The 19803-nt window shown below is 63.9% G+C and carries 21 protein-coding genes, 1 other RNA gene and 1 riboswitch; of the genes, 9 read left to right on the top strand and 13 right to left on the bottom strand.

Going from position 1 to position 19803, the window contains the following annotated elements:
* Positions 1-248 precede the first annotated feature (248 nt).
* The 5 genes from DK391_RS26735 to DK391_RS26715 all read right to left on the bottom strand — a co-directional run bounded on the left by DK391_RS26735 (position 249) and on the right by DK391_RS26715 (position 2638).
* On the bottom strand, positions 249-986 hold the full coding sequence (locus DK391_RS26735; RefSeq protein WP_109481014.1) for an SIMPL domain-containing protein: 738 nt from the start codon (positions 984-986) through the stop codon (positions 249-251).
* 174 nt (positions 987-1160) lie between these two features.
* Positions 1161-1631 (bottom strand): EVE domain-containing protein, encoded by a 471-nt coding sequence (locus DK391_RS26730; RefSeq protein WP_109481013.1) that lies wholly within the window; start codon positions 1629-1631, stop codon positions 1161-1163.
* An 87-nt stretch (positions 1632-1718) separates the two neighbouring features.
* Positions 1719-1900, bottom strand: a non-coding RNA gene (gene ssrS / locus DK391_RS26725) — 6S RNA.
* Between the two features lie 64 nt (positions 1901-1964).
* Entirely contained in the window at positions 1965-2279 is a 315-nt protein-coding gene (locus DK391_RS26720) for a cell division protein ZapA (protein WP_109481012.1), read from the bottom strand.
* Complete coding sequence (locus tag DK391_RS26715) at positions 2276-2638, bottom strand: ATPase (protein ID WP_109481011.1); 363 nt, start codon at positions 2636-2638, stop codon at positions 2276-2278. The genes DK391_RS26720 and DK391_RS26715 overlap by 4 nt, the downstream gene beginning before the upstream one ends.
* 231 nt (positions 2639-2869) lie before the next feature.
* Positions 2870-3131: riboswitch (cobalamin riboswitch) on the top strand.
* 63 nt (positions 3132-3194) lie between these two features.
* Here DK391_RS26715 and DK391_RS26710 point away from each other — a divergent pair.
* From DK391_RS26710 to cobC, 6 genes are all read left to right on the top strand, one after another.
* A complete protein-coding gene (locus DK391_RS26710; protein WP_109481010.1) occupies positions 3195-5219 on the top strand; it encodes a TonB-dependent receptor in 2025 nt (674 codons plus the stop codon).
* Between the two features lie 18 nt (positions 5220-5237).
* Positions 5238-6287 carry an iron ABC transporter permease gene (locus DK391_RS26705; protein WP_109481009.1) on the top strand — a complete coding sequence of 350 codons (1050 nt, stop codon included), beginning with the start codon at positions 5238-5240 and terminating at the stop codon, positions 6285-6287.
* The gene (locus DK391_RS45375) at positions 6284-7105 is read left to right on the top strand and encodes an ABC transporter ATP-binding protein (protein WP_109481018.1); all 822 of its coding nucleotides are present in this window, start codon (positions 6284-6286) and stop codon (positions 7103-7105) included. Before DK391_RS26705 ends, DK391_RS45375 begins: the two co-directional genes overlap by 4 nt.
* A gap of 36 nt (positions 7106-7141) precedes the next feature.
* Complete coding sequence (gene cobT / locus DK391_RS45370) at positions 7142-8194, top strand: nicotinate-nucleotide--dimethylbenzimidazole phosphoribosyltransferase (protein ID WP_109481008.1); 1053 nt, start codon at positions 7142-7144, stop codon at positions 8192-8194.
* A 73-nt stretch (positions 8195-8267) separates the two neighbouring features.
* Positions 8268-9017, top strand: a complete 750-nt coding sequence (locus DK391_RS26690; protein ID WP_109481007.1) for an adenosylcobinamide-GDP ribazoletransferase — start codon at positions 8268-8270, stop codon at positions 9015-9017.
* A complete protein-coding gene (gene cobC / locus DK391_RS26685; protein WP_109481006.1) occupies positions 9002-9592 on the top strand; it encodes an alpha-ribazole phosphatase in 591 nt (196 codons plus the stop codon). Before DK391_RS26690 ends, cobC begins: the two co-directional genes overlap by 16 nt.
* 6 nt (positions 9593-9598) lie before the next feature.
* On the opposite strand, the gene DK391_RS26680 is transcribed toward cobC, so the two are convergent.
* The 4 genes from DK391_RS26680 to cobU are packed head-to-tail and all read right to left on the bottom strand — an operon-like array spanning position 9599 to position 13001.
* Positions 9599-10504 carry a cobalamin-binding protein gene (locus tag DK391_RS26680; RefSeq protein WP_109481005.1) on the bottom strand — a complete coding sequence of 302 codons (906 nt, stop codon included), beginning with the start codon at positions 10502-10504 and terminating at the stop codon, positions 9599-9601.
* 5 nt (positions 10505-10509) lie between these two features.
* On the bottom strand, positions 10510-11511 hold the full coding sequence (gene cobD, locus DK391_RS26675; RefSeq protein ID WP_109481004.1) for a threonine-phosphate decarboxylase CobD: 1002 nt from the start codon (positions 11509-11511) through the stop codon (positions 10510-10512).
* Between the two features lie 3 nt (positions 11512-11514).
* On the bottom strand, positions 11515-12456 hold the full coding sequence (gene cbiB / locus DK391_RS26670) for an adenosylcobinamide-phosphate synthase CbiB (RefSeq protein WP_109481003.1): 942 nt from the start codon (positions 12454-12456) through the stop codon (positions 11515-11517).
* On the bottom strand, positions 12453-13001 hold the full coding sequence (gene cobU, locus DK391_RS26665) for a bifunctional adenosylcobinamide kinase/adenosylcobinamide-phosphate guanylyltransferase (RefSeq protein ID WP_109481002.1): 549 nt from the start codon (positions 12999-13001) through the stop codon (positions 12453-12455). Before cobU ends, cbiB begins: the two co-directional genes overlap by 4 nt.
* Positions 13002-13158: 157 nt before the next feature.
* On the opposite strand from cobU, the gene DK391_RS26660 reads away from it, so the two are divergent.
* Positions 13159-14616 carry a cobyric acid synthase gene (locus tag DK391_RS26660; protein WP_109481017.1) on the top strand — a complete coding sequence of 486 codons (1458 nt, stop codon included), beginning with the start codon at positions 13159-13161 and terminating at the stop codon, positions 14614-14616.
* A gap of 121 nt (positions 14617-14737) precedes the next feature.
* Positions 14738-15172 carry a DoxX family protein gene (locus tag DK391_RS26655; protein WP_109481001.1) on the top strand — a complete coding sequence of 145 codons (435 nt, stop codon included), beginning with the start codon at positions 14738-14740 and terminating at the stop codon, positions 15170-15172.
* 54 nt (positions 15173-15226) lie between these two features.
* Here the strand turns inward: DK391_RS26655 and DK391_RS26650 are convergent, their stop codons facing one another.
* Complete coding sequence (locus tag DK391_RS26650; RefSeq protein WP_109481000.1) at positions 15227-16897, bottom strand: tetratricopeptide repeat-containing glycosyltransferase family protein; 1671 nt, start codon at positions 16895-16897, stop codon at positions 15227-15229.
* Positions 16898-17016: 119 nt separating this feature from the next.
* Positions 17017-17436 (bottom strand): PaaI family thioesterase, encoded by a 420-nt coding sequence (locus DK391_RS26645; RefSeq protein ID WP_109480999.1) that lies wholly within the window; start codon positions 17434-17436, stop codon positions 17017-17019.
* 225 nt (positions 17437-17661) lie between these two features.
* On the opposite strand from DK391_RS26645, the gene DK391_RS26640 reads away from it, so the two are divergent.
* Positions 17662-18321: a ParA family protein gene (locus DK391_RS26640; RefSeq protein ID WP_109480998.1), complete on the top strand. Its 660-nt coding sequence runs from the start codon at positions 17662-17664 to the stop codon at positions 18319-18321.
* A gap of 56 nt (positions 18322-18377) precedes the next feature.
* Here DK391_RS26640 and panD read toward each other — a convergent pair whose 3' ends face one another.
* Entirely contained in the window at positions 18378-18764 is a 387-nt protein-coding gene (panD, locus tag DK391_RS26635; protein WP_109480997.1) for an aspartate 1-decarboxylase, read from the bottom strand.
* A gap of 18 nt (positions 18765-18782) precedes the next feature.
* A complete protein-coding gene (panC, locus tag DK391_RS26630) occupies positions 18783-19616 on the bottom strand; it encodes a pantoate--beta-alanine ligase (RefSeq protein ID WP_109480996.1) in 834 nt (277 codons plus the stop codon).
* Positions 19617-19803: the final 187 nt, after the last annotated feature.

Below are 19803 nucleotides of genomic sequence, written 5' to 3'. Positions count from 1 at the left end.
AAGATTGATGCCGCGGACAGGACGGGGCCGTTGGGGGCCCGCAGGCAAGGAGAAGTGTTGGCGGTGTTAGCCCGCTTTCTTTTGCCTACTTTTCTTTGCGGCGGCAAAGAAAAGTAGGTGCCGCCCCGCACAGGGGCAACGCTAGCAGCCCGATAACAACACGCGGATGCCATTAACACGCGAACGCCACCAACCGCGACCGCCATCAACAACAACAACAAACCCCACCAACGTCACAGACAAAAAAATCACTTCATCTGCACAGACCCAGAAACACTAACCGTAACGGTAGAAGTCCCGCCTTCGACAGGCACAGGCGCCGCCGCCTTGGCGCTCACATCCGATCGCATGCTCATCATCATCACAGGCCGCGGCGACACACCACCGTTATGCCCGACGTTCACTTCGCGGATCGTATAACCGCTGTACCCGAACGCTTGCGCAGCCGCACCCGCCTGCTGCTTGAACGAAGCGATCGCTTCACCCGTCAGCTTCTGCTCGGCAGTCCGCTGCGCCTCAGGCGACAAAGAAAACTGCACGTTGCCGACCTGCATCACCGATGACAACTGCCCAGCGAGCTTCGAAGCCGCCGCAAAGTCACGCGACTCCAGCACGACCTCAGTACGACCACGCCAGGCCGAAATGCGGCCATCGCGATCCGTCGACGGATAGATCGAGAACGACCCCGTGCGCGCCGTCACGCCGCTCACACCCTTGGCCTTTTGCAACGCCTGATCGGCATGCTGGTTCAGCGTGCCCGTCAACGACGACGGATCGCTCGCTTCCTGTTCGTAGAACAGCGTGATGTCGACCACATCCTGCGGCACTTCGGCACTCGCCTGTGCGTTCAGCGACAACACGCCCGCCGGCTGATACTGCTGCACGACGGTTTGTGCCTGCGCCGCCACCGAGGTGAGCGCAAGAGCAACAGGCGCCGCGCATGCGCCGGCCGCGAGCGCCCACACGAGCGCGGATTTCTTCATCATTGTTCGACTCCTTCGTTTTGCAGGTTGTGCGTGCAGGCATCGGAGCACGCGTCGCCGACAGTTTGCCGGACGCGCGTGGCATGACGCTTGCGGGGCAGTTAGGCAGATGAAAGGTCGCGGGGTTCCCGAGTGTCTATTCGATTTTTTGTGTGAACGTGTACGCGAGCCTCGCACTCACGCAGCACGCTTCGCTAGCTGCTTCGTGATGAAGGTCCACTCTGCTTCCGTCACGGGCGTGATCGACAGGCGATTGCCTTTTGCGAGCACACGCATGTCGGCGAGTTCGGGATGCTCGCGCAACTCGGCGAGCGCGATCAGCTTGATCTTCTTCTTGAAGACCACATCGACAAGCATCCAGCGTGGTGTTTCCTGCGTCGACTTCGCGTCGTAGTACGGACTCTTCGGATCGAACTGGGTGGGATCGGGGTAGGCCGTCGACGACACTTGCGCGATACCCGCGATGCCCGGCTCAGGGCAACTCGAGTGATAGAACAGCACGCCGTCGCCCGTCTTCATGATGTCGCGCATGAAGTTGCGCGCCTGATAGTTGCGCACGCCTGTCCAGGGCAACGTGTGTTGCGGAGCGTTGGCGAGATCGTCGATGCTTGCTTCGTCCGGTTCGGACTTCATCAGCCAGTAGCGCATGAGTCGGATTGAACGTGAAGTGAAGAGGAGTGTAGGTTGGACCGCACAAAGAAAAACGGCACCGGACTAGGTCCGATGCCGTTCGTATGGGTCCCCGCCTTAGCCGCTAGGCCGGCATCCTGAACCTGAGGTTCAGAATTGGTCGCAGTTAGCAGCACTTCGGGTACATCAGACTGAGTGACGCGCACGCCCGTGCTACAAATTTCCGCAACCGTGCATATAGCATTGGTTCAAGGAATATATGACCTTGGCGAACCAGGCAGGGAAGCTTGAAAAACGTTTGCTCTACAACATGGACCCGATGATAAAACAATCAAGCCCTTCAAATTTGCTTTATTGCACGCTGTACTGTTGGATCACAGTGCCCAGCTGCTCATTCATCTGGTGCATTGTACGCCGGATTTCTTCGGCGGGAAATGATTCTCCATGTCGCACGCTGGCCTGCAGCTTAAGCAGTTCCGATGCCAGCGACAACGCCGCCATCACCGCAATGCGATCCTGGCCGCGCACGTTACTGTTCGCGCGAATCTTGTTCATCTCGGCATCGACACGCGCCACTGCTTCGAGCAGGGCGGCTTCCGTTTCCGGCGAGCAGGCAAGCCGATAAGGCTGGCCGAGGATCGACACTTCGATCTGCTTCGTGGTCATACGTTTTCTCCGTGGCGGGTCGCGTCACTGTTCGCGTCGTGATTGGCCTGCGCCTGTTGTTCGGGCGCGAGGAGATCGAGTTGATTGTCGGGCTCGTGAGCGCGAGCACGCGGCAACTTCTCGAGAATGGCATTCAAACGGACCTGCGCGTCATCGATCTTCGCGGACAACGCATCGCGTTCCGCTTGCAATGCGGCGCGTTCTTCGCGGGTCTGTTCGAGTTCTGCGCGGGTCGCGTCGCATTCGGCGCGCGCTTGTGCGAGCTGTTCTTCGAGTGCGAGGCGGGCTTCGTTATAACGCTGGCTGATCTCGATCAGCCGGCCGATGTTCTGTGACAGTGTTTCGAGTTCGGTGAGCATGTGCTGCGTCCTCTAAAGACATGGCATTCTAGCGCGGAATGTCGCACGCTCGGGCATTTGTCTCGTTTCGAGACGTAACAGTAGCGCTTTAACGCGGCTTTATCCAGCGCATTATCGGATGCATGCGAGCGATTCACGCATTTTTACCCTTTAAAAAAGGGCTCTTTTAACACTTCCCCGTCGGCGTGCCATGTGAGGCCGCGCGTTTCTTGACGCGTGTGTGCGTCACTTCTACACTTGCGGCACTTTGGTGCCCGCGCACGGTATCGCGCCGCGCGCAGTTAAACGGGAAGCAGGGAGCGAAGTCCGCCCGGACGAGCCAACCTGCGCTGTCCTCGCAACGGTACAACGACCGCAGTGTCTGCAGGTCGATCCATGCACGCATCGGCGGCTCATCAGCCGGTGCCGTGCGAAACGCCACTGCGCATGTTGCGTGGGAAGGCGGATCGGCCAGTCGTCAGCCCGGATACCGGCCAGAGTCCTGGAGCATGCCGCTCCTTGAACAGGCATCGGCCCACGAGGAGCGGGCCGCGCACGGACCCACAGGACTCTTTCGATGCTCACCCCAGTAGCTGTCCACCCGGCGTTGTCGCGCCCGGTGTTTTCACGCGCGATGTTGTCAGGCGCGAACGTGCCGCGTATCGCGCGCGCGCCGCTTGCCGCGCTTGCCGCATTCGCATTCGCTCAGGCGCCGCACGCTGCGTTTGCGCAAACGGCTGCGTCGGCACAAGCGCCGCAAGCGGCCGATGCAGCGAACCCATCCGCCACGTCCGCGGATCGATCGGACAACGGCTCGACGGCCACGGCCTCAACGACGAACGCGACCGCACTGTCGCCCATCGTCGTGACAGCCGATCGTCGCGCGCAAAAACTTGCCGATGCAATTCCGCAGACCACGCTATTCGACCCGCAGGACATCGCCGACAGCAGCGCGCGCGATCTGCCGGGTCTGCTGCAGTTCGCGCCCGGCGCACAGATCGTGCGCAATGGCGGGCCAGGCGCCACGTCGAGTCTCTTCCTGCGTGGCGCGTCATCGACCCAGTCGCTGGTGCTGATCGACGGCGTGCGTGTCGACTCGGTGAGCCAGGGCAATGCGCAACTCGAACAGATCCCGCTCGATCAGATTGATCACGTCGAGGTGGTCAACGGCAATGTGTCGGCGTTGTATGGCTCGGGTGCGATCGGCGGTGTGGTGCAGGTGTTCACGAAGGATGGCGGCAATCATCCACCGCGTTTTCACTTCGACGTGGAGTACGGCAGCTATCACACGCAACGTCAGTCGGCGGGTGTGGACGGCGCGCTCGACAAGGACGGCCGCACGACCTTCAGCATCACGCTCGCGCGCGCGAAGACGGATGGCTTCTCGTCGATCGACCCGGCGCTGGCGCCCGTCAATCCGAATGCAAACGGCTATTTCAACGAGAGCGTGAGCGCGTCGCTGCGTCACAAGCTCAACGAGAACTGGGACATCGGCCTGCGCTACTTCCAGTCGAACGGCAACGACAGCTTCGACAATCCGTTCGGCTTGCCCACCGATCTCAACAATCTGCACAGCAAGGTGCAAACGGTTTCGGCGTTCGCGAACGGCAAGCTCACCGACTGGTGGACGACGCGTTTCGTCGCGGCGACGGGCAACGATCGCAGCAACACGTCGCTCAATGGCGACTATCTATATCGCTACGATTCGGATAACCGGCAGTACACCTGGCAAAACGATTTTACGTTTGCGCGCGATCAAAAACTGCAGCTGGGCTACGAGCATCTCGACCAGACACTCGACTCGAACCAGTACAGCGCGCCCGATCGTCACGTGAACTCTGTGTTCGCGGGCTACACGGGGCGCTTCGGCAACAGCCAGTTCCAGGCGAATCTGCGGCGCGACCAGTACTCGGATTTCGGCGGAGCCAACAGTTACTATCTGGGCTATGGCTACGACATCGACGAGTACTGGAAGGTGACTGCAAGCTGGTCCGATGCATTCCGCGCGCCGAGCTTCAACGATCTGTACTACCCGTACAGCGGCAATCCGCTGATCCAGCCGGAGCATAGCCACTCTGTGGAGGCAGCCGTGCAGTACGCATCCGATGCACTCGGCCTGCTGAAGCTCACGGTTTTCCAGACGCGCTATACGAACCTGATCGACTATGTGCAGACCACGCCGGGCATCTATGTCGCCGAGAACGTCGGGCACGCGAAGGTGCAGGGTATCGAAGGATCGTGGCAAGGGCATGTCGGCAAGACCGACGTGCGCGCGGCCGTGACCTTCCAGAATCCCGTCGATGAAGACACGCATACCGATCTGAACCGGCGCGCGCGGCACTTTGCATCGTTTGCGGCCAACCGCAATATCGGCGCGTGGCGCGTGGGCGGCGAATGGCTCGTGAGCGGCGAGCGCGACGACAGCGGCACGGCGCTCGGCGGGTATGGCATCGTGAATCTGTCGGCGCGCTACAACATCACGAAGGCATGGTACGTGGCTGCGCAAATCCAGAATCTCTTCGACAAGGACTATGAACTTGCCTACACGTACAACACGCCACGGCGCGGCGCGTACCTCACGCTCGGCTGGCAGCAGCAATAAAGTCGGCCATCACGCGCGATGAGCGGACTCGTTCAAGGCCAGCCGATGCACGCCACGCGAGGCATGAACGCGAAGCGTGCCTTCATGATCTGGGCCGTGCTCGGCCTGGCTGCGCTGGTCGTGTTCATCGCGTCGCTGGCGCTCGGCAGCGTGAGCGTTGCGCCGTCGCGCGTGCTCGGCGCGTTGCTGCCATCGACGGATGCATCGTCCGATCTCGCCGTGCAGATCGTGCGAACGCTGCGTCTGCCGCGCGCGCTGGCGGGCTTCGGTTGCGGCGCGTTGCTCGCGCTCGCAGGCGCGCTGCTGCAGGTGCTGCTGCGCAATCCGCTGGCCGAGCCGTATGTGCTCGGCGTGTCGGGTGGTGCGGCGAGCTTTGCACTCGTCGCGATGATCGCAGGCTGCGCCTGGTGGATCGTCGATGCGTCGGCGTTTGCGGGCGCGTTCGTGTCGATCGTGCTGGTGCTCGGGCTTGCGCGCGGCGCATTGTGGCGCGGCGAGCCGCAGGACGCATCGCCACGCCTGCTGCTGACGGGTGCCGTGATCGCGGCGGGGTGGGGCGCCATCATCACGCTGCTGCTGACCATCGCACCGGACAGCCGTCTGCGCGGCATGCTGTTCTGGCTGACGGGCGACCTGAACGGCGGCGGCATGCCGTGGCTCGCGCTCGGTGCGTTATGTGTCGCGCTGTGCGTCATCGTTCCCATCGCGCCGCAACTCAATATCCTGCTGCGCGGCGACCATGCGGCGCAGGCGCTCGGCGTGCATGTGATGCGTGCGAGGCTGCGTGTCTATCTCGTCGCGTCGCTCGCGGCCGCGGCGGCCGTGACGACGGGCGGCACGATCGGCTTCGTCGGACTCGTCGTGCCGCACATGCTGCGGCTCGCGTTCGGCAACGACCAGCGCATGCTGTTGCCTGCCGCTGCGCTCGGCGGCGGCGTCGCCGTGATGGGCGCCGACCTGATCGCGCGCACGGTGATTGCGCCCGCGCAATTGCCCGTCGGCGTGATCACCGCGTTGACAGGCGTGCCCGTGTTCCTGTGGATGCTGCTGCGACGGAGGCGACCGTGAACGCACGCACGTCTGTTGAAACCCTGTTGCATGTCCACGCGCTGACCTTGCGCGCCGGCTCGCGGACCTTGCTCGACGGCTTCACGCATACGTTTTATCCGGGCGAGGTATGGTGCATCGCCGGGCCGAACGGCGCGGGCAAGACCACCTTGATCTCGACGCTGGCGGGACTCGCGCGTCCCACGCAAGGACACGTCGAACTCGACGGCATACGCATGAGCGACTGGCCACTCGCGCGCCTCGCGCAGCGCCGCGCGTTGATGCCGCAAACCTCGCACGATGCCTTCAGCGCGAGCGTGCTCGACATCGTGCTGCTGAACCGCTTTCCGCATCTGGCCGGCTGGGGCTGGGAGCGTGACGAAGACCGCGCAGCCGCGCAGGCCGCGCTCGACACGCTGGGTCTCGCGCAGTTCGCGTCGCGTGACGTGCTGTCTTTATCAGGCGGCGAGCGGCAACGCGTCGCGCTGGCGGCGGCGCTATGCCAGAACGCACCGTTGCTGCTGCTCGACGAGCCGCTCGCGCATCTGGATCTGCATCATCAGATCGATTGCCTCGAAGCGTTGCGCACATGGACACGCGGCGCCGGGCGTACAGTGATGTTCTCGTGCCACGATCTGAATCTGGCGCGGCGTTTCGCGACGCACGCATTGCTGCTGGAAGGCAACGGCATCGCCCACGCCGGCCCCGCGCGCGATGTGCTGACGCCCGAGCTTGCCAGTCGCGCGTTTGGTTATCCGCTTGTGCTGATCCGCGATGGCGACGATGAAGCGCTGATTCCTGCCGCACGCCCATCGCCTCGCAACGAAACAAGCCACTGAATACGCCTCAACCGAACTCTTCACGCCTACACGAACATGAACACTTCATCTTCCCTGCCTGTCGTCGAGCCGCTCGAACAGACGCTGCGTGCCGACCTGCAGCGCATCATCGATCTGAAGACCAAGCCGCCCGGCAGCCTCGGCCAGCTCGAAACGCTTGCGCGACAGATGGGCATGATCCAGCGCACCACGCAGCCCACCATCACGCGACCCGCAATCATCGTGTTCGCCGCCGATCACGGCATTGCGAACGCGGGCGTGAGTCCGTATCCGCAAGCGGTGACGGCGCAGATGGTGCTCAACTTCCTGGCGGGCGGTGCAGCGATCAACGCGTTCAGCCGTGCAGCGGGCCTCGAACTCGAAGTCGTGAACGCGGGCGTCGCGCACGACTTCGCGCCGCACGCCAAGCTCGTCGATATTCCGCAGGGGCGCGGCACGCGCAACTTCGCGCAGGCACCCGCGATGTCGCGCGACGAAGCCCTCGCCGCCATGCGCGCGGGCGCGGAGCGCGTGCGTCATCATGCGGCGCTCGGCACCAATGTGATCGGCTTCGGTGAAATGGGCATCGCCAATACGTCGTCGGCTGCGTGCCTGATGAGCCGCCTGTGCGGCGTGCCTATCGACGATTGCGTCGGGCGCGGCACGGGTCTCGACAACGCGGGCCTCGTGAAGAAGCGCAACGTGCTCGCGGCTGCGCTTGCGTATCACCCGGCCTCGAACGATCCACTCGATGTGCTCGCAACCTTCGGCGGCTTCGAGATCGCGATGATGGCGGGCGCCTATCTCGCGGCGGCGCAGTCGCGCATGACGATCGTCGTCGATGGTTTTATCGCGACCTCGGCGTTGCTGGTCGCCGATGCGTTCGCGCCTGCCGTGCGCGACTACTGCGTGTTCGCGCATGCGTCGAACGAGGCGGGGCATCGGCGCATGCTCGATCACTTCGGTGCGGTGCCGCTGCTCGCACTCGATCTGCGTCTTGGCGAAGGCACGGGCGCGGCACTTGCTATGCCTTTGCTGCGCGCAGCCGCTGCTTTCATCAACGAGATGGCGAGCTTCGAATCGGCTGGCGTCGCGCAACGCGATGCATGATGCGTCGTCGCGCATCAAACCATGCGTTTGAAACGAGTCAAGGTGATCAACAGGAAACAGCGTACGAATAACGATGAATGAACTGCGTTATTTCTTCACGGCGCTCGGCTACTTCACGCGCGTGCCCGTGCCGCGCTGGGTCGGCTACGAACCGCATTATCTGAACGCGGCGGCGCGTTACTTTCCGTTGATCGGCGCACTGGTCGGCGCAGCTGGCGCAATCGTATACATGGCCGCGCTGCGCATCTTTCCGCCGGGCGTGGCCGTGTTACTGTCGATGGCAACGACATTGCTCATCACGGGTGCATTTCACGAAGATGGCCTCGCTGATTGCGTCGATGCGTTCGGCGGCGCCTACACGCGCGACGATACTTTGCGCATCATGCATGATTCGCGCATCGGTGCGTTCGGCGCGATTGCGTTGATGATCGCACTGGCGCTGAAGTGGCAGACGCTCGCCGCATTGCCGCCGCTGTACGCAGCGTGGCTGATGGTCGCGGCGCACGCGGCGAGCCGGGCGTGTGCGATCAGCTATCTCGTCACGCTCGATTACGTGCGCGCGGAAGGCAAGGCGAAGCCCGTTGCACAACGCATGTCACGCAGTGCATTTGGCTGCGCTATCGTTTTGGGTGTGCCGTGGCTCTTCTGGCCGCAGTGGCGCGCCGGTTGCATCACGCTGCTCGTATTGATCGCGTTGCGCTTCGTGTTGGGCCGCTATTTCGTCAGACGCATCGGCGGATATACGGGCGATTGCCTCGGCTTCGCGCAGCAGATTTTCGAACTGGCCATCTATCTGGTGGGGCTTGCATGGATATCGTACTGATACGACACCCGGCTGTTTCCGTCCAAGAAGGCGTGTGTTACGGACAGAGCGACGTCGCGCTGGCCGATGCGCCGGAGACGTCGGCGGCCGCGCTCGCCGTGCGTCTCGCCACCTTGCAGGTGCCTGCGCCACGCGTGCTGCTGTCCAGCCCGCTTACGCGCTGCGCGACGGTCGCGGCGGCGCTCGCGGCGAATTTCGGTTGTGCATACAGCACCGACGACAGCCTCAAAGAGATGGACTTCGGTGCATGGGAACTGCAGCGTTGGGACGCGATCGACCGCGCGCAGATCGATGGCTGGGCCGAAGACTTCGAAGGCGCGCGCGCCCATGGCGGCGAGAGCGTCGAGCAGTTCGTGACGCGCGTGCGTGCATGGTTCGACGTGTTCCAGCAGACGCGTGAACTGACGCCCGCCTATGTCGTCACGCACGCAGGCGTGATGCGCGTGATCGCGGCCATCGTGCTCGGCTTGCCGGTGCAACGCTGTCTGACATGGTCGATCGATATGTCGGGTTGCGTCTGGTTGCGCCGCGACGACGACACGCTGCAGTGGTCGCTGGTGCGCTGGAACGCCTGATTTTGTCTAGTGACCGGCGCGGTGCGAGCGCGCGGTATCGAGGTCTTCGCACAGTTGCGCCGCGCCTTGCGCGAGACGCGGCGCGGGGCGATTGATCAGATCGCCGTCGATGGCGAACAGGTTGTTGCGCGTCACGGCCGTCATACTGGGCCAGGCCTTCCACTTGTCGAGCGATGGCAACGGGCGGTCGGGTTGCGTCGCGCCGGGCGCAGCCGTGACGATTGCTTCGGGATTGGCGGCAAGCACCGCTTCCGTCGATACCGTCGGCACCAGCGGTTCGAGCTTCGCAAATACGTTGCGGCCGCCGCATAGCGCGATCACGTCGCTGATCATGTGCTCGCCGTTGAGCGTCATCAACGGCTCGTCCCATACCTGATAGAACACGCTGACAGGCGACTGCTTTGCATAGCGGTTGCGCAGCCTCGTGATTTCGTCGCGATACGTGCGTGCTGCGGTATCGGCGGCTGCCGACGTGCCGAGCAATGCGCCAAGCTTCGTCAGCGACACGGCAATATCGTCGAGGTGATGCGGCTCGCTGAAATAAAGCGGAATGTGCAGCGCGCGGAGTTGCTCGATTTGACGCTGCGCATTGCCATGCCGCCACACGACGATCAGATCCGGTTTCAACGCGACGATGCGTTCGAGATCGAGCGACTTGTTATCGCCGACACGCGGCAGCTGTTTCGCTTCGGGCGGATAGTCGCTGTACGACACCGCGCCGACCACTTTCGCGCCGCCTCCTGCTGCGTAAAGCATTTCCGTGACATGCGGCGCGAGGCTGATCACGCGTTGTGCGGGCTGCGCGAGCGTGACGGTCGCGCCCGTGTCGTCGGTGACGGTGATGGCGGCATGCGCGTGCGATGCGATGGCGAACGTGCACGTTGCGGCGAGCATGCGAAGTGAACGGAGCATGGTTTTTACGATGTCGTCATCGCGTGACGCAGGCAGGTCTCGAAGCGCGCCCATTCGCTTTCCGCCGCGGGCAGGCCGAAACGCACGCTCGCGGGATCGGCGAAGAAGCGCGTCCAGACGCCTTGCCTCGCGAGGGCTTCATGAAGTTGCGCGGCGCGTGCATCGGCGATCCATGCGAACAGCGGCGTCGAATGCACGATGAAGCCATATGTACGCAACAGCGCGACGAGGCGCGCGCTTTCCTGAGCGAGTTGTGCACGCATTGCCGATTGCCATGCCGTATCGGCGAATGCGGCACTCACGGCATGACGCGCGGGACCGCTGACGGTCCACGCGCCGAGCATTTCGTCGAGCGACGCAAGCAGGCGAGGGCACGCCAGCACAAAGCCCGCGCGCACCCCTGCGAGACCAAAGAACTTGCCGGGCGAGCGCAGCACCACGAGTCCATCGCGATGCGTCTGCGCAGCGATCGATTCAGCAGGCATCGCATCGGCGAATGCTTCATCGACGATCAGCGTGCCGCCACGTTGGCTCAAGGTTGCATGCCACTGCAGCAAGGTCGCTGCGTGCAGATGGTCAGCCGTCGGGTTGTTCGGATTGACGATCACGGCATGGGTGATGTCATCGGGCAACGTTGAACATGTGACATCTAATGTCGTCACGCGATGTCCCGCACGCGCAAACGCTGGCGCGTATTCGCCATACGTCAGCGGCGCAATGCCGACCGTGCCCTGTCGCAACAGTTGCGGCAGCGCACGGATCGCCGCCTGACTGCCCGCGACGGGCAACACATGCGCTGCATCCGGCGCGCCGTAATAACGCGCCGCGCGTTCCGCGAAGCCGTCGCCGCTATCGGGCAAACGGCGCCACGCATCGGCGGGAACGGGCGGCACGGGATAGCCGTGCGGGTTGATGCCCGTCGACAGATCGAGCCACGCGTCATAGGGGATGTCATAGCGGCGCGCCGCTTCATGCAGATTGCCGCCGTGCTGGATGGTTCGCGTCATCGTCTAGCTCTGGAACGGCACGCTCAGCAGCGCAATCGCGATGAACGCGGCGAGCCACAGAATCATGCTGCGTTCAACGAGGATCAGCGCGGCCTCGATGTGCGACGCGCTGGCCGAATGACCCGCACCGAGCGTCGGCCGCTGTTCTATCACGCCGTGATAGACCGCCGCGCCGCCCAGCAGCACATTAAGACTGCCCGCGCCCGCTGCCATCACCGGCCCGGCGTTCGGGCTGTCCCAGCGCGGCGCCTGTTCGCGCCAGCATTGCAAGGCCGTGCGGGTGTCGCCGAGCAGTGCGTAGCTCAACGCCGTCAGGCGTGCGGGCACGTAGTTGAGCACGTCGTCGAAGCGTGCCGCTGCCCAGCCGAAGCGCAGATAGCGCGGCGTGCGATAACCCCACATCGCGTCGAGCGTATTGGCAAGACGGAACGCCAGCGCGCCCGGTCCACCAAAAATCGCGAACCAGAACAATGCGCCGAAGATCGCGTCGTTGCCGTTTTCCAGCGCGGATTCGACAGCGGCGCGCGAAAGCGCACTTTCGTCCGCATGCGACGTTTCGCGCGACACGATGCGCGCCGTCAACACGCGCGCCTGCGCAAGGTCGCGTTTGGCGAGCGCGCGGCCGATCGGCGCGATGTGATCGTGCAGGCTGCGTGCGCCGAGCGCGAAGTAGAGCAGCGCGACGTGCAATGCGCACGACCAGATCAGCGGCAAGGTCAGCACCAGCCATGTGGCGATCAGCACGGGCGGCGCGACCGCGAGCAGCCACGCAAGAATCCCGAACAGGCGACCGCGCCGACCTGTGTTCAGCGCGCCTTCGATCTTCGCAGCAAGTTTGCCGAAACCCACAAGAGGATGCCCGTGCTGTGGCTCACCGAGCCATTTGTCGACTGCGACGGCAGCAGTGGCGAGTGTCGCGACGAGCGGCAAGGACAGCAGCATCATGCGCGGCTCGCAGTCTTCAGATGCATGGGCAGGCCCGCGACCATCATCGTCGCTTGCGTGCTGATCGCCGCGATGCGCTGGTTGAGGCGCCCAAGCTCATCGACGTAGAGACGCGTCGCGGCGCCTAGCGGCACGACGCCCAGACCAATCTCGTTGCTCACCACGATGATCTTCGCGCGTGCCTGCGCAAGCGCCATTTCGAGTGCGGTGAAACGATGGAGATAATCGGCGAGCGGCGGCGAGCCATCGGCAGGGCAGAGCAGGTTGGCGAGCCACAGCGTCAGGCAGTCGATCAGGATGCAATGCCCAGCCTGATCGATTGACGCGATGGCTTGCGGCAGATCAAGCGGCGCTTCGAGCAGCGCCCATTGCGCGGGCCGTCGTTCCCGATGACGCGCGACACGCTCAGCGAACTCGTCGTCGCCGATCCGTGCAGTCGCGACATAAGTCACGGGCAGAGCGCTCGCGCTCGCGAGCTGTTCGGCGTGCAGGCTCTTGCCCGAGCGTGCGCCGCCGAGGACGAAGGTGAGGTCGCGGGAAATCATCGCGTGATTGTACTGGCACTGTTGTGGCCAGCGCGCGTGCGCTTGAGCGCGATGGGATAATGCCTGCACCTTTCTTGATCTGTTCGCACACGTGGCCACTGTGTCTTCCTTTCCCGCTGTTCCGTCTGACTCGCCCGACATGCCGCGCGGCACGCTGATGATTCAGGGCACCACATCCGATGCGGGCAAGAGCACGCTGGTCGCCGGCTTGTGCCGTCTCGCGCGGCGCGCGGGCGCGCGGGTCGCGCCGTTCAAGCCGCAGAACATGGCGCTCAACAGCGCGGTCACGGTCGACGGCGGCGAGATCGGGCGTGCACAGGCGTTGCAGGCAGTGGCCGCGGGCATCGATGCGCATACCGATCTCAACCCCGTGCTGCTCAAGCCGACCAGCGACCGCGGCGCGCAGGTGATCATCCACGGCAAGGCGCGCATGAATCTCGATGCGCGTGCGTATCACGACTACAAGCCCGTTGCGTTCGAAGCGGTGCTGGAGTCGTATGCGCGGCTGAAAGCATCGTATGACACGATCTTCGTCGAAGGAGCGGGCAGTCCCGCCGAAGTCAATCTGCGCGATCGCGACATCGCCAACATGGGTTTTGCGGAAGCCGTGGATTGCCCTGTCGTGCTGGTGGCCGACATCGATCGCGGCGGCGTGTTCGCGCATTTGACGGGCACGCTGGCGTGTCTGTCGGAGAGCGAGCAGGCGCGGGTGCGCGGCTTTGTGATCAACCGTTTTCGCGGTGACGTGAGCCTGTTGCAGCCAGGGCTCGACTGGCTCGAAGCGAAGACGGGCAAGCCGGTGCTTGGCGTCATACCGTATCTGCACGGCCTCACGCTCGATGCTGAAGACATGTTGCCGCGCGAACTCCGTGCGTCCGGCGCGAGCGGGGCCGACGTGCTGCGCGTGGTGGTGCCCGTGCTGCCGCATATCAGCAATCACACGGACTTCGATGCGTTGCGCGCGCATCCTCAAGTCGATTTTCACTATGTGCGCGCGGGCAGCACGCCGCCGCCCGCCGACCTGATCATCCTGCCCGGCTCGAAGAACGTGCAGGGCGATCTTGCGTTTTTGCGTACGCAGGGTTGGGATGCCGTGCTGCAGCGGCATCTGCGTTACGGCGGCCGCGTGATCGGCATTTGCGGCGGCATGCAGATGCTCGGACGCGAGGTTGCAGATCCATATGGCGTCGAAGGGCCGCCCGCGACGGTGGCCGGACTCGGCTGGCTCGACTTCTCGACCACGCTCACGCGCGAAAAGACCCTCAAGAACGTGACGGGGCGCCTTGCCGGCGGATCGGCGGAGGTCGCGGGTTACGAGATTCACATGGGCGAAACGCAAGGTCCAGCGCTCGATACACCCGCGCTGATGCTTGTCGACGAAGCAGGCAACATGCGCCCCGACGGCGCCCGTTCCACCGACGGCCAGATTCTCGCGACCTACGTGCATGGTCTGTTCGACACGCCCGCAGCGTGCGCCGCCTTGCTCGCCTGGGCGGGACTCGACGATGCCGAGGCAATCGACTACCCGGCGCTGCGTGAAGCGTCGCTGGACCGTCTCGCCGATACCTACGCCGAACATCTCGATCTGAAACGGTTGTGGGCGGCTGTCAGTTGATTCGTTCTTGTTGAGAATTAATCTAAGCCGATAGCGCAGTTTTTCTCACGCATGGGTTCGAATAAAGTCCGTTCCATCGACGGCGCACTTCGCGCTGTCACCCCCGATCTGAGGAACCGACATGAATCCGACCGCCGTCAACAAAGCCGATCTGGCCGCCACGATCCTGCGCGTCGCGCTAGGCGTGCTGTACCTCGCGCATAGCCTGCAGAAGATCTTCGTTTTCACGCTGCCGGGCACGGCGCAATTCTTCCAGTCGATTGGTTATCCGGGCTGGCTTGGCTATCTGACGGCTTTCGTGGAACTGTTCGGCGGCATCGCGCTGCTGCTTGGCGTGCAGGTCCGCTGGGTCGCGCTGGTGCTGCTGCCGTTCATGCTCGGCGCGATGTCGGTGCATCTGCCGAACGGCTGGGGCTTCGCGTCGCCGCACGGCGGCTGGGAATATCCGGCGTTCTGGGCGGTCACGCTGGTCGTGCAATCGCTGCTGGGCGAAGGGCTGTTTGCGGTGGGCGGCGTGAAGGCTGCGTCGATCGGCCAGGCGCGCAAGCCGGCCTGATCGCCGGATTCAAGGAAGCACCGAGCGGGCGAGGCGGCATGCCTGCCCGCCCGGTCAGTGTGTAGTCTGCCGCAACGTCTGAGCCATACGTTCGGCCACGTCCGGCCAATCGCGTGAATCCGATTGCCTGAACAGGCGCATCACGCCCGGATACCAAGGCGAATCGTCGCGTTCGAGCAGCCAGCGCCAGTCGGTCCAGTCGCGCGGCAACATCAGCCAGCACGGTTTCCCAAGCGCTCCCGCCACATGGGCGGCCGCCGTATCCACCGTAATCAGCAGGTCCAGCTGCGCGATGATGGCTGCTGTATCGGCGAAGTCGGTGATGTCTGAGCCAAGGTTCACGATAGGCTGACCAGCAGGCGGCGCAGCCGCTTCGTCTTCACCCTGGCCTTTCTGCAGACTGAAGAAGTTTGCGCCGGGCACGTCCCACAACGGCGCGAGTGGCGCGAGACCTGGCAGCGAGCGGGTGGCGTCGTGCGCGTTCTCGGCAAAACCCTTCCACACAAGACCGATCCGGATGCCCGGCTGCGTGCCGAGCCGTACACGCCAACGCGCGATGCGCTCCGGCAGCGCTTGCAGATACGGCAACGAGGCCGGCATGGTGTCGAGCGTCGTGCCGAACTGCAAGGGCATGCTCATCGGATACGCCCAGTAGTCGCTCGGTCCGATCTCGCTGGTGTGCGTGCAGACCTGGTCCACGCCGTCGAGCGTTGTCATCAGCGGTTTGAGCGGTTCGGGGCACATCAGCGTCAGATGGCGGACGCCGCGCGCTTTCAGCAGCGGCGCATAGCGCGCGAACTGGACGCAATCCCCGTAACCCTGCTCGTGCCACAGCACCAGCGACTTGCCTTCGAGCGGCTCGCCTTGCCATTGCGGCGTGCCGGAAGGCGGCGGAACGTGCTTCTGGTGTCGCTGCGGCGAATAGCGCGCTTCGGCGTGCGGCCACGCTTCATCGAGACGCCCCAGCATCAGCAGCAGGATGCCGAGGTTGAAGCGGGCGTCGGCGAAGTCAGGATGGCTTGCCAGCGTCTGCCGATAGCAATGCTCTGCTTCGGCGTAACGGCCCGCGAGCTTGTACGTCGTCGCAAGGTTGTGCAGGGCGTCGCGATGATCGGGTCGCACGTCGAGCGCGCGCCGAAATGCCGTTTCCGCCTCGTCCAGCCGCAAGCTGCGCAACTGCGCCATGCCGAGGTTGTATAGCGCGTGGATGTAGTGCGGATCGACAGCGAGCGCCGAGTGGAACATCGCGACGGCTTCGTCCAGCCGGTTGACGGACATCAGCAGCGTGCCGAGGTTGTTGTGGGCCGCGATCAGATCAGGCTGGCATGCGATCGCCCGACGATAGGTCTGTTCAGCTTCCGCCACTCTCGCCGCGCCGTTCGCGGCCTCAGCCAGAAGAAAATGCGCGAGCGCGCAGCCCGCGTCGATTGCGATAGCGCGGCGGCACGCCGCTTCGGCTTCCGGTATGCGCCGGCGCTTCATCAGCAGATCGGCGAGATTGGCGTGGAAGCTGGCGTCGTCGCGCAGGGAAATGGCCCAGCGAATGAGCGCTTCCGCTTCGGCCCATACGCCGCCCGACAACAGCACCACGCCGAGCAGATGCAGCGCGTCAGCGTGATGCGGATCGGCTTCGAGGGTTTGGCGATAACCGCGTTCGGCTTCGTCGAGACGGCCGGCGAGATGGGCGTCGAAGGCCGCCTGAAAACCGGGTAGTGCAGAAGACATGGTGCGGGAGCGCGGCGGCGGTGAAGATGTCGGGTCCGATCATACTGCGGCGGCATCGGAATGATGCGCCGCAAATGTCGTAAATCGTCACAGGCGCGCGCTTCGCCGGTTCCCGTTCTTCAGTACAGCACGATTTGCGTGCAGCGAAACAGTGCCATCGTCTTGCCGTCGGGCGCGGTCACGGTCGCATCCCACACCTGCGTGCTGCGGCCCAGATGCACGGCCTTCGCGACAGCGCGGATCGTGCCCTCTGTCGACGTTCCGACGAAATTGCTTTTCAGTTCGATGGTCGTGAAATTGCGCGCGGTCTCGGGCAGATGCGCGAGGCATGCATAGCCGCAAGCCGTGTCGGCGAGTCCGATCACGGTGGCCGCGTGCAGGAAGCCGTTCGGCGCGAGCAGTTCGCTGCGCACGGTCAACTCGGCTGTCAGCGTGCCTTCCTCGAGGGCGAGCACCCGCACGCCCAGCAAGCCCGGCAAGGCGCCTTTCTGGCGTTCGTGAAGCCGTTCGATCGTGTATTCGCTGCGCAGTTTGCTCATGGTCGTGTTTTCCGGGAAAAAGGGGCTGGAAGCGTCCCTCAGGCGCGTAGGGGCTTCGGCCTGACGGGTTTTGCCGATATTATCAACGCCTGTAAGCAATGGCCCACGCCGCGTGCACAGGCAATCGACGGCCGCGAGCGCGATCAGCGAGCGGCAGCGCGTGGCCAGGCCGGAAGTCGAGCGGCAATCCGGCTGGCAGTGCCAGCCATCTTCCCGGGAGAATTCATGACGGTGATCGTGGTGGCGAATCCAAAGGGCGGCGTGGGCAAGAGCACGCTGTCGACCAATCTGGCTGGCTATTTCGCGGCTGAAGGCCAATGGGTCGCGCTCGCCGACCTCGACCGGCAGCAGTCCGCGCACGCGTGGCTCGATCTGCGGGCGGAAACGCTGCCGGCCATCGAAACGTGGCAGGTCGATCCCGATGCGCCCGTCAAGCCGCCCAAGGGCCTCGAACAGGCCGTGATCGACACGCCCGCCGGGCTGCACGGCAACCGGCTGAACGTGGCGCTGTCGCTGGCGGACAAGGTGATCGTGCCGCTGCAGCCGTCTATCTTCGATATCCTCGCGCCCAAGGAATTTCTCGAACGCCTCGCCAAAGAGAAGGCCGTGCGCAAGGGCGCGATCGAAGTCGGCGTGGTGGGGATGCGGGTGGATGCGCGCACGAAATCGGCGGATCAGCTGCATCGCTTTGTCGAAGGGCTGGATTTGCCCGTGCTCGGCTATCTGCGCGACACGCAGAACTACGTGCAGCTGGCGGCGCATGGCCTGACGCTGTGGGATGTCGCGAAAAGCCGCGTCGAGAAAGATCTGGAACAGTGGGCGTCGATTACCGAATGGGTCGACGGCAAGGCCGCGAAGGGGAAGGGCGGCGGCAAGAAAGACTAAAGGCGCTTTCGCAAGCGCCTTTAGCGGGGTTCTACAGTTTTGGGAGCAGCGAGCGCTCAGCTCCAGCTTTGCGTCGGCACGTGGTCGCGGCTGCCCTTGATCACGTTGTTTTCGTCGACGAACACCAGATCCGGCTTCCAGCCTGCCTTCAGTTCCGCTTCGTCGACATTCGCGAACGCCGCGATGATCACCAGATCGCCCAGTTGCGCGCGCCGCGCCGCCGAGCCGTTCAGCGAAATCATGCCGCTGCCGCGCTCGCCCTTGATCGCGTAGGGCGAAAAGCGCTCGCCGTTGTTGATGTTCCAGATGTCGATGCGTTCGTTCTCGACGATATTCGCCGCTTCCAGCAGGTTTTCGTCGATGGCGCACGAGCCTTCGTAGTGCAGCTCGCAGTGCGTGACCACGGCGCGGTGAATCTTCGACTTCAGCATGTTGCGTTGCATAACCAGTCCTTCCAGCCTTCAGATTTCGAGGTTGTCGATCAGGCGCGTGGCGCCGATTTTCGCTGCCGCGAGCACGACGAGCGGTGCATCCACGTCGTCAGCGGCGGGCGCGTTCAGGTTCGAGCGCTTGCGGATCGCGATGTAGTCGGGCTGCCAGCCGCGTGCGGCGAGCGATGCCATCGCTTCCTGTTCCAGCTTCAGGAAATCGCGGTTGCCCGCCAGCACGCGTTCGCGCACGCCTTGCAGCGTGGCCGCGAGCATCGGCGCTTCGGCGCGCTCGGCTTCCTTCAGATAGCGGTTGCGCGAGCTGAGCGCGAGGCCGTCGGCGTCACGCACGGTTTCGGCCGCGACGATGTCGCACGGCAGCGCGAACTGCTCGGTCATCGCGCGCACGATCATCAGCTGCTGGTAATCCTTCTTGCCGAATACGGCGACGCGCGGCTGCACGCACGACATCAGCTTCATCACGACCGTGCAGACACCCGTAAAGAAGCCAGGCCGGAATTCGCCTTCGAGGATGTCGCCGAGATCGTGCGGCGGATGCACGCGATATTCCTGCGGCTGCGGGTACATGTCGCGCTCCGTCGGCGCGAACAGCACGTAGACGTTTTCCTTCTGCAGCTTCTCGATGTCGTCCTGGAGCGTGCGCGGATACTTGTCGAAATCTTCGTTCGGGCCGAATTGCAGACGGTTCACGAAGATGCTCGCCACCACCGGGTCGCCGTGCTGGCGCGCGAGGCGCATCAGCGACAGATGGCCCTCATGGAGATTGCCCATCGTCGGCACGAAGGCGGTGCGGTTCTGGCCGCGCAACTGGTCGCGCAATTCCTGGATCGAACTGATGACTTTCATGATCGGGCGGTGTTGTGAGCCACGCGGGGCGCCGTCAGGCGGCAGCGTAGTTCGCGGTTGTCTCGTCCACGCGCCGTTGCGCGCGGTGTCGTAAGTGCACGACGAAGCAGGAAATGGCCGGCTTCAAAGCGCGGGATTGTAGTGGATTTATTGTCGTGCTGCACCGAGTTTGGGCGGCGGGGTAAAC

The sequence above is a fragment of the Paraburkholderia sp. C35 genome, assembly GCF_003121405.1.
Classification (GTDB): domain Bacteria; phylum Pseudomonadota; class Gammaproteobacteria; order Burkholderiales; family Burkholderiaceae; genus Paraburkholderia.
The sequence above is the reverse complement of the archived record's forward strand: the minus strand, read 5'-3'. Positions and strand labels throughout refer to the sequence as shown.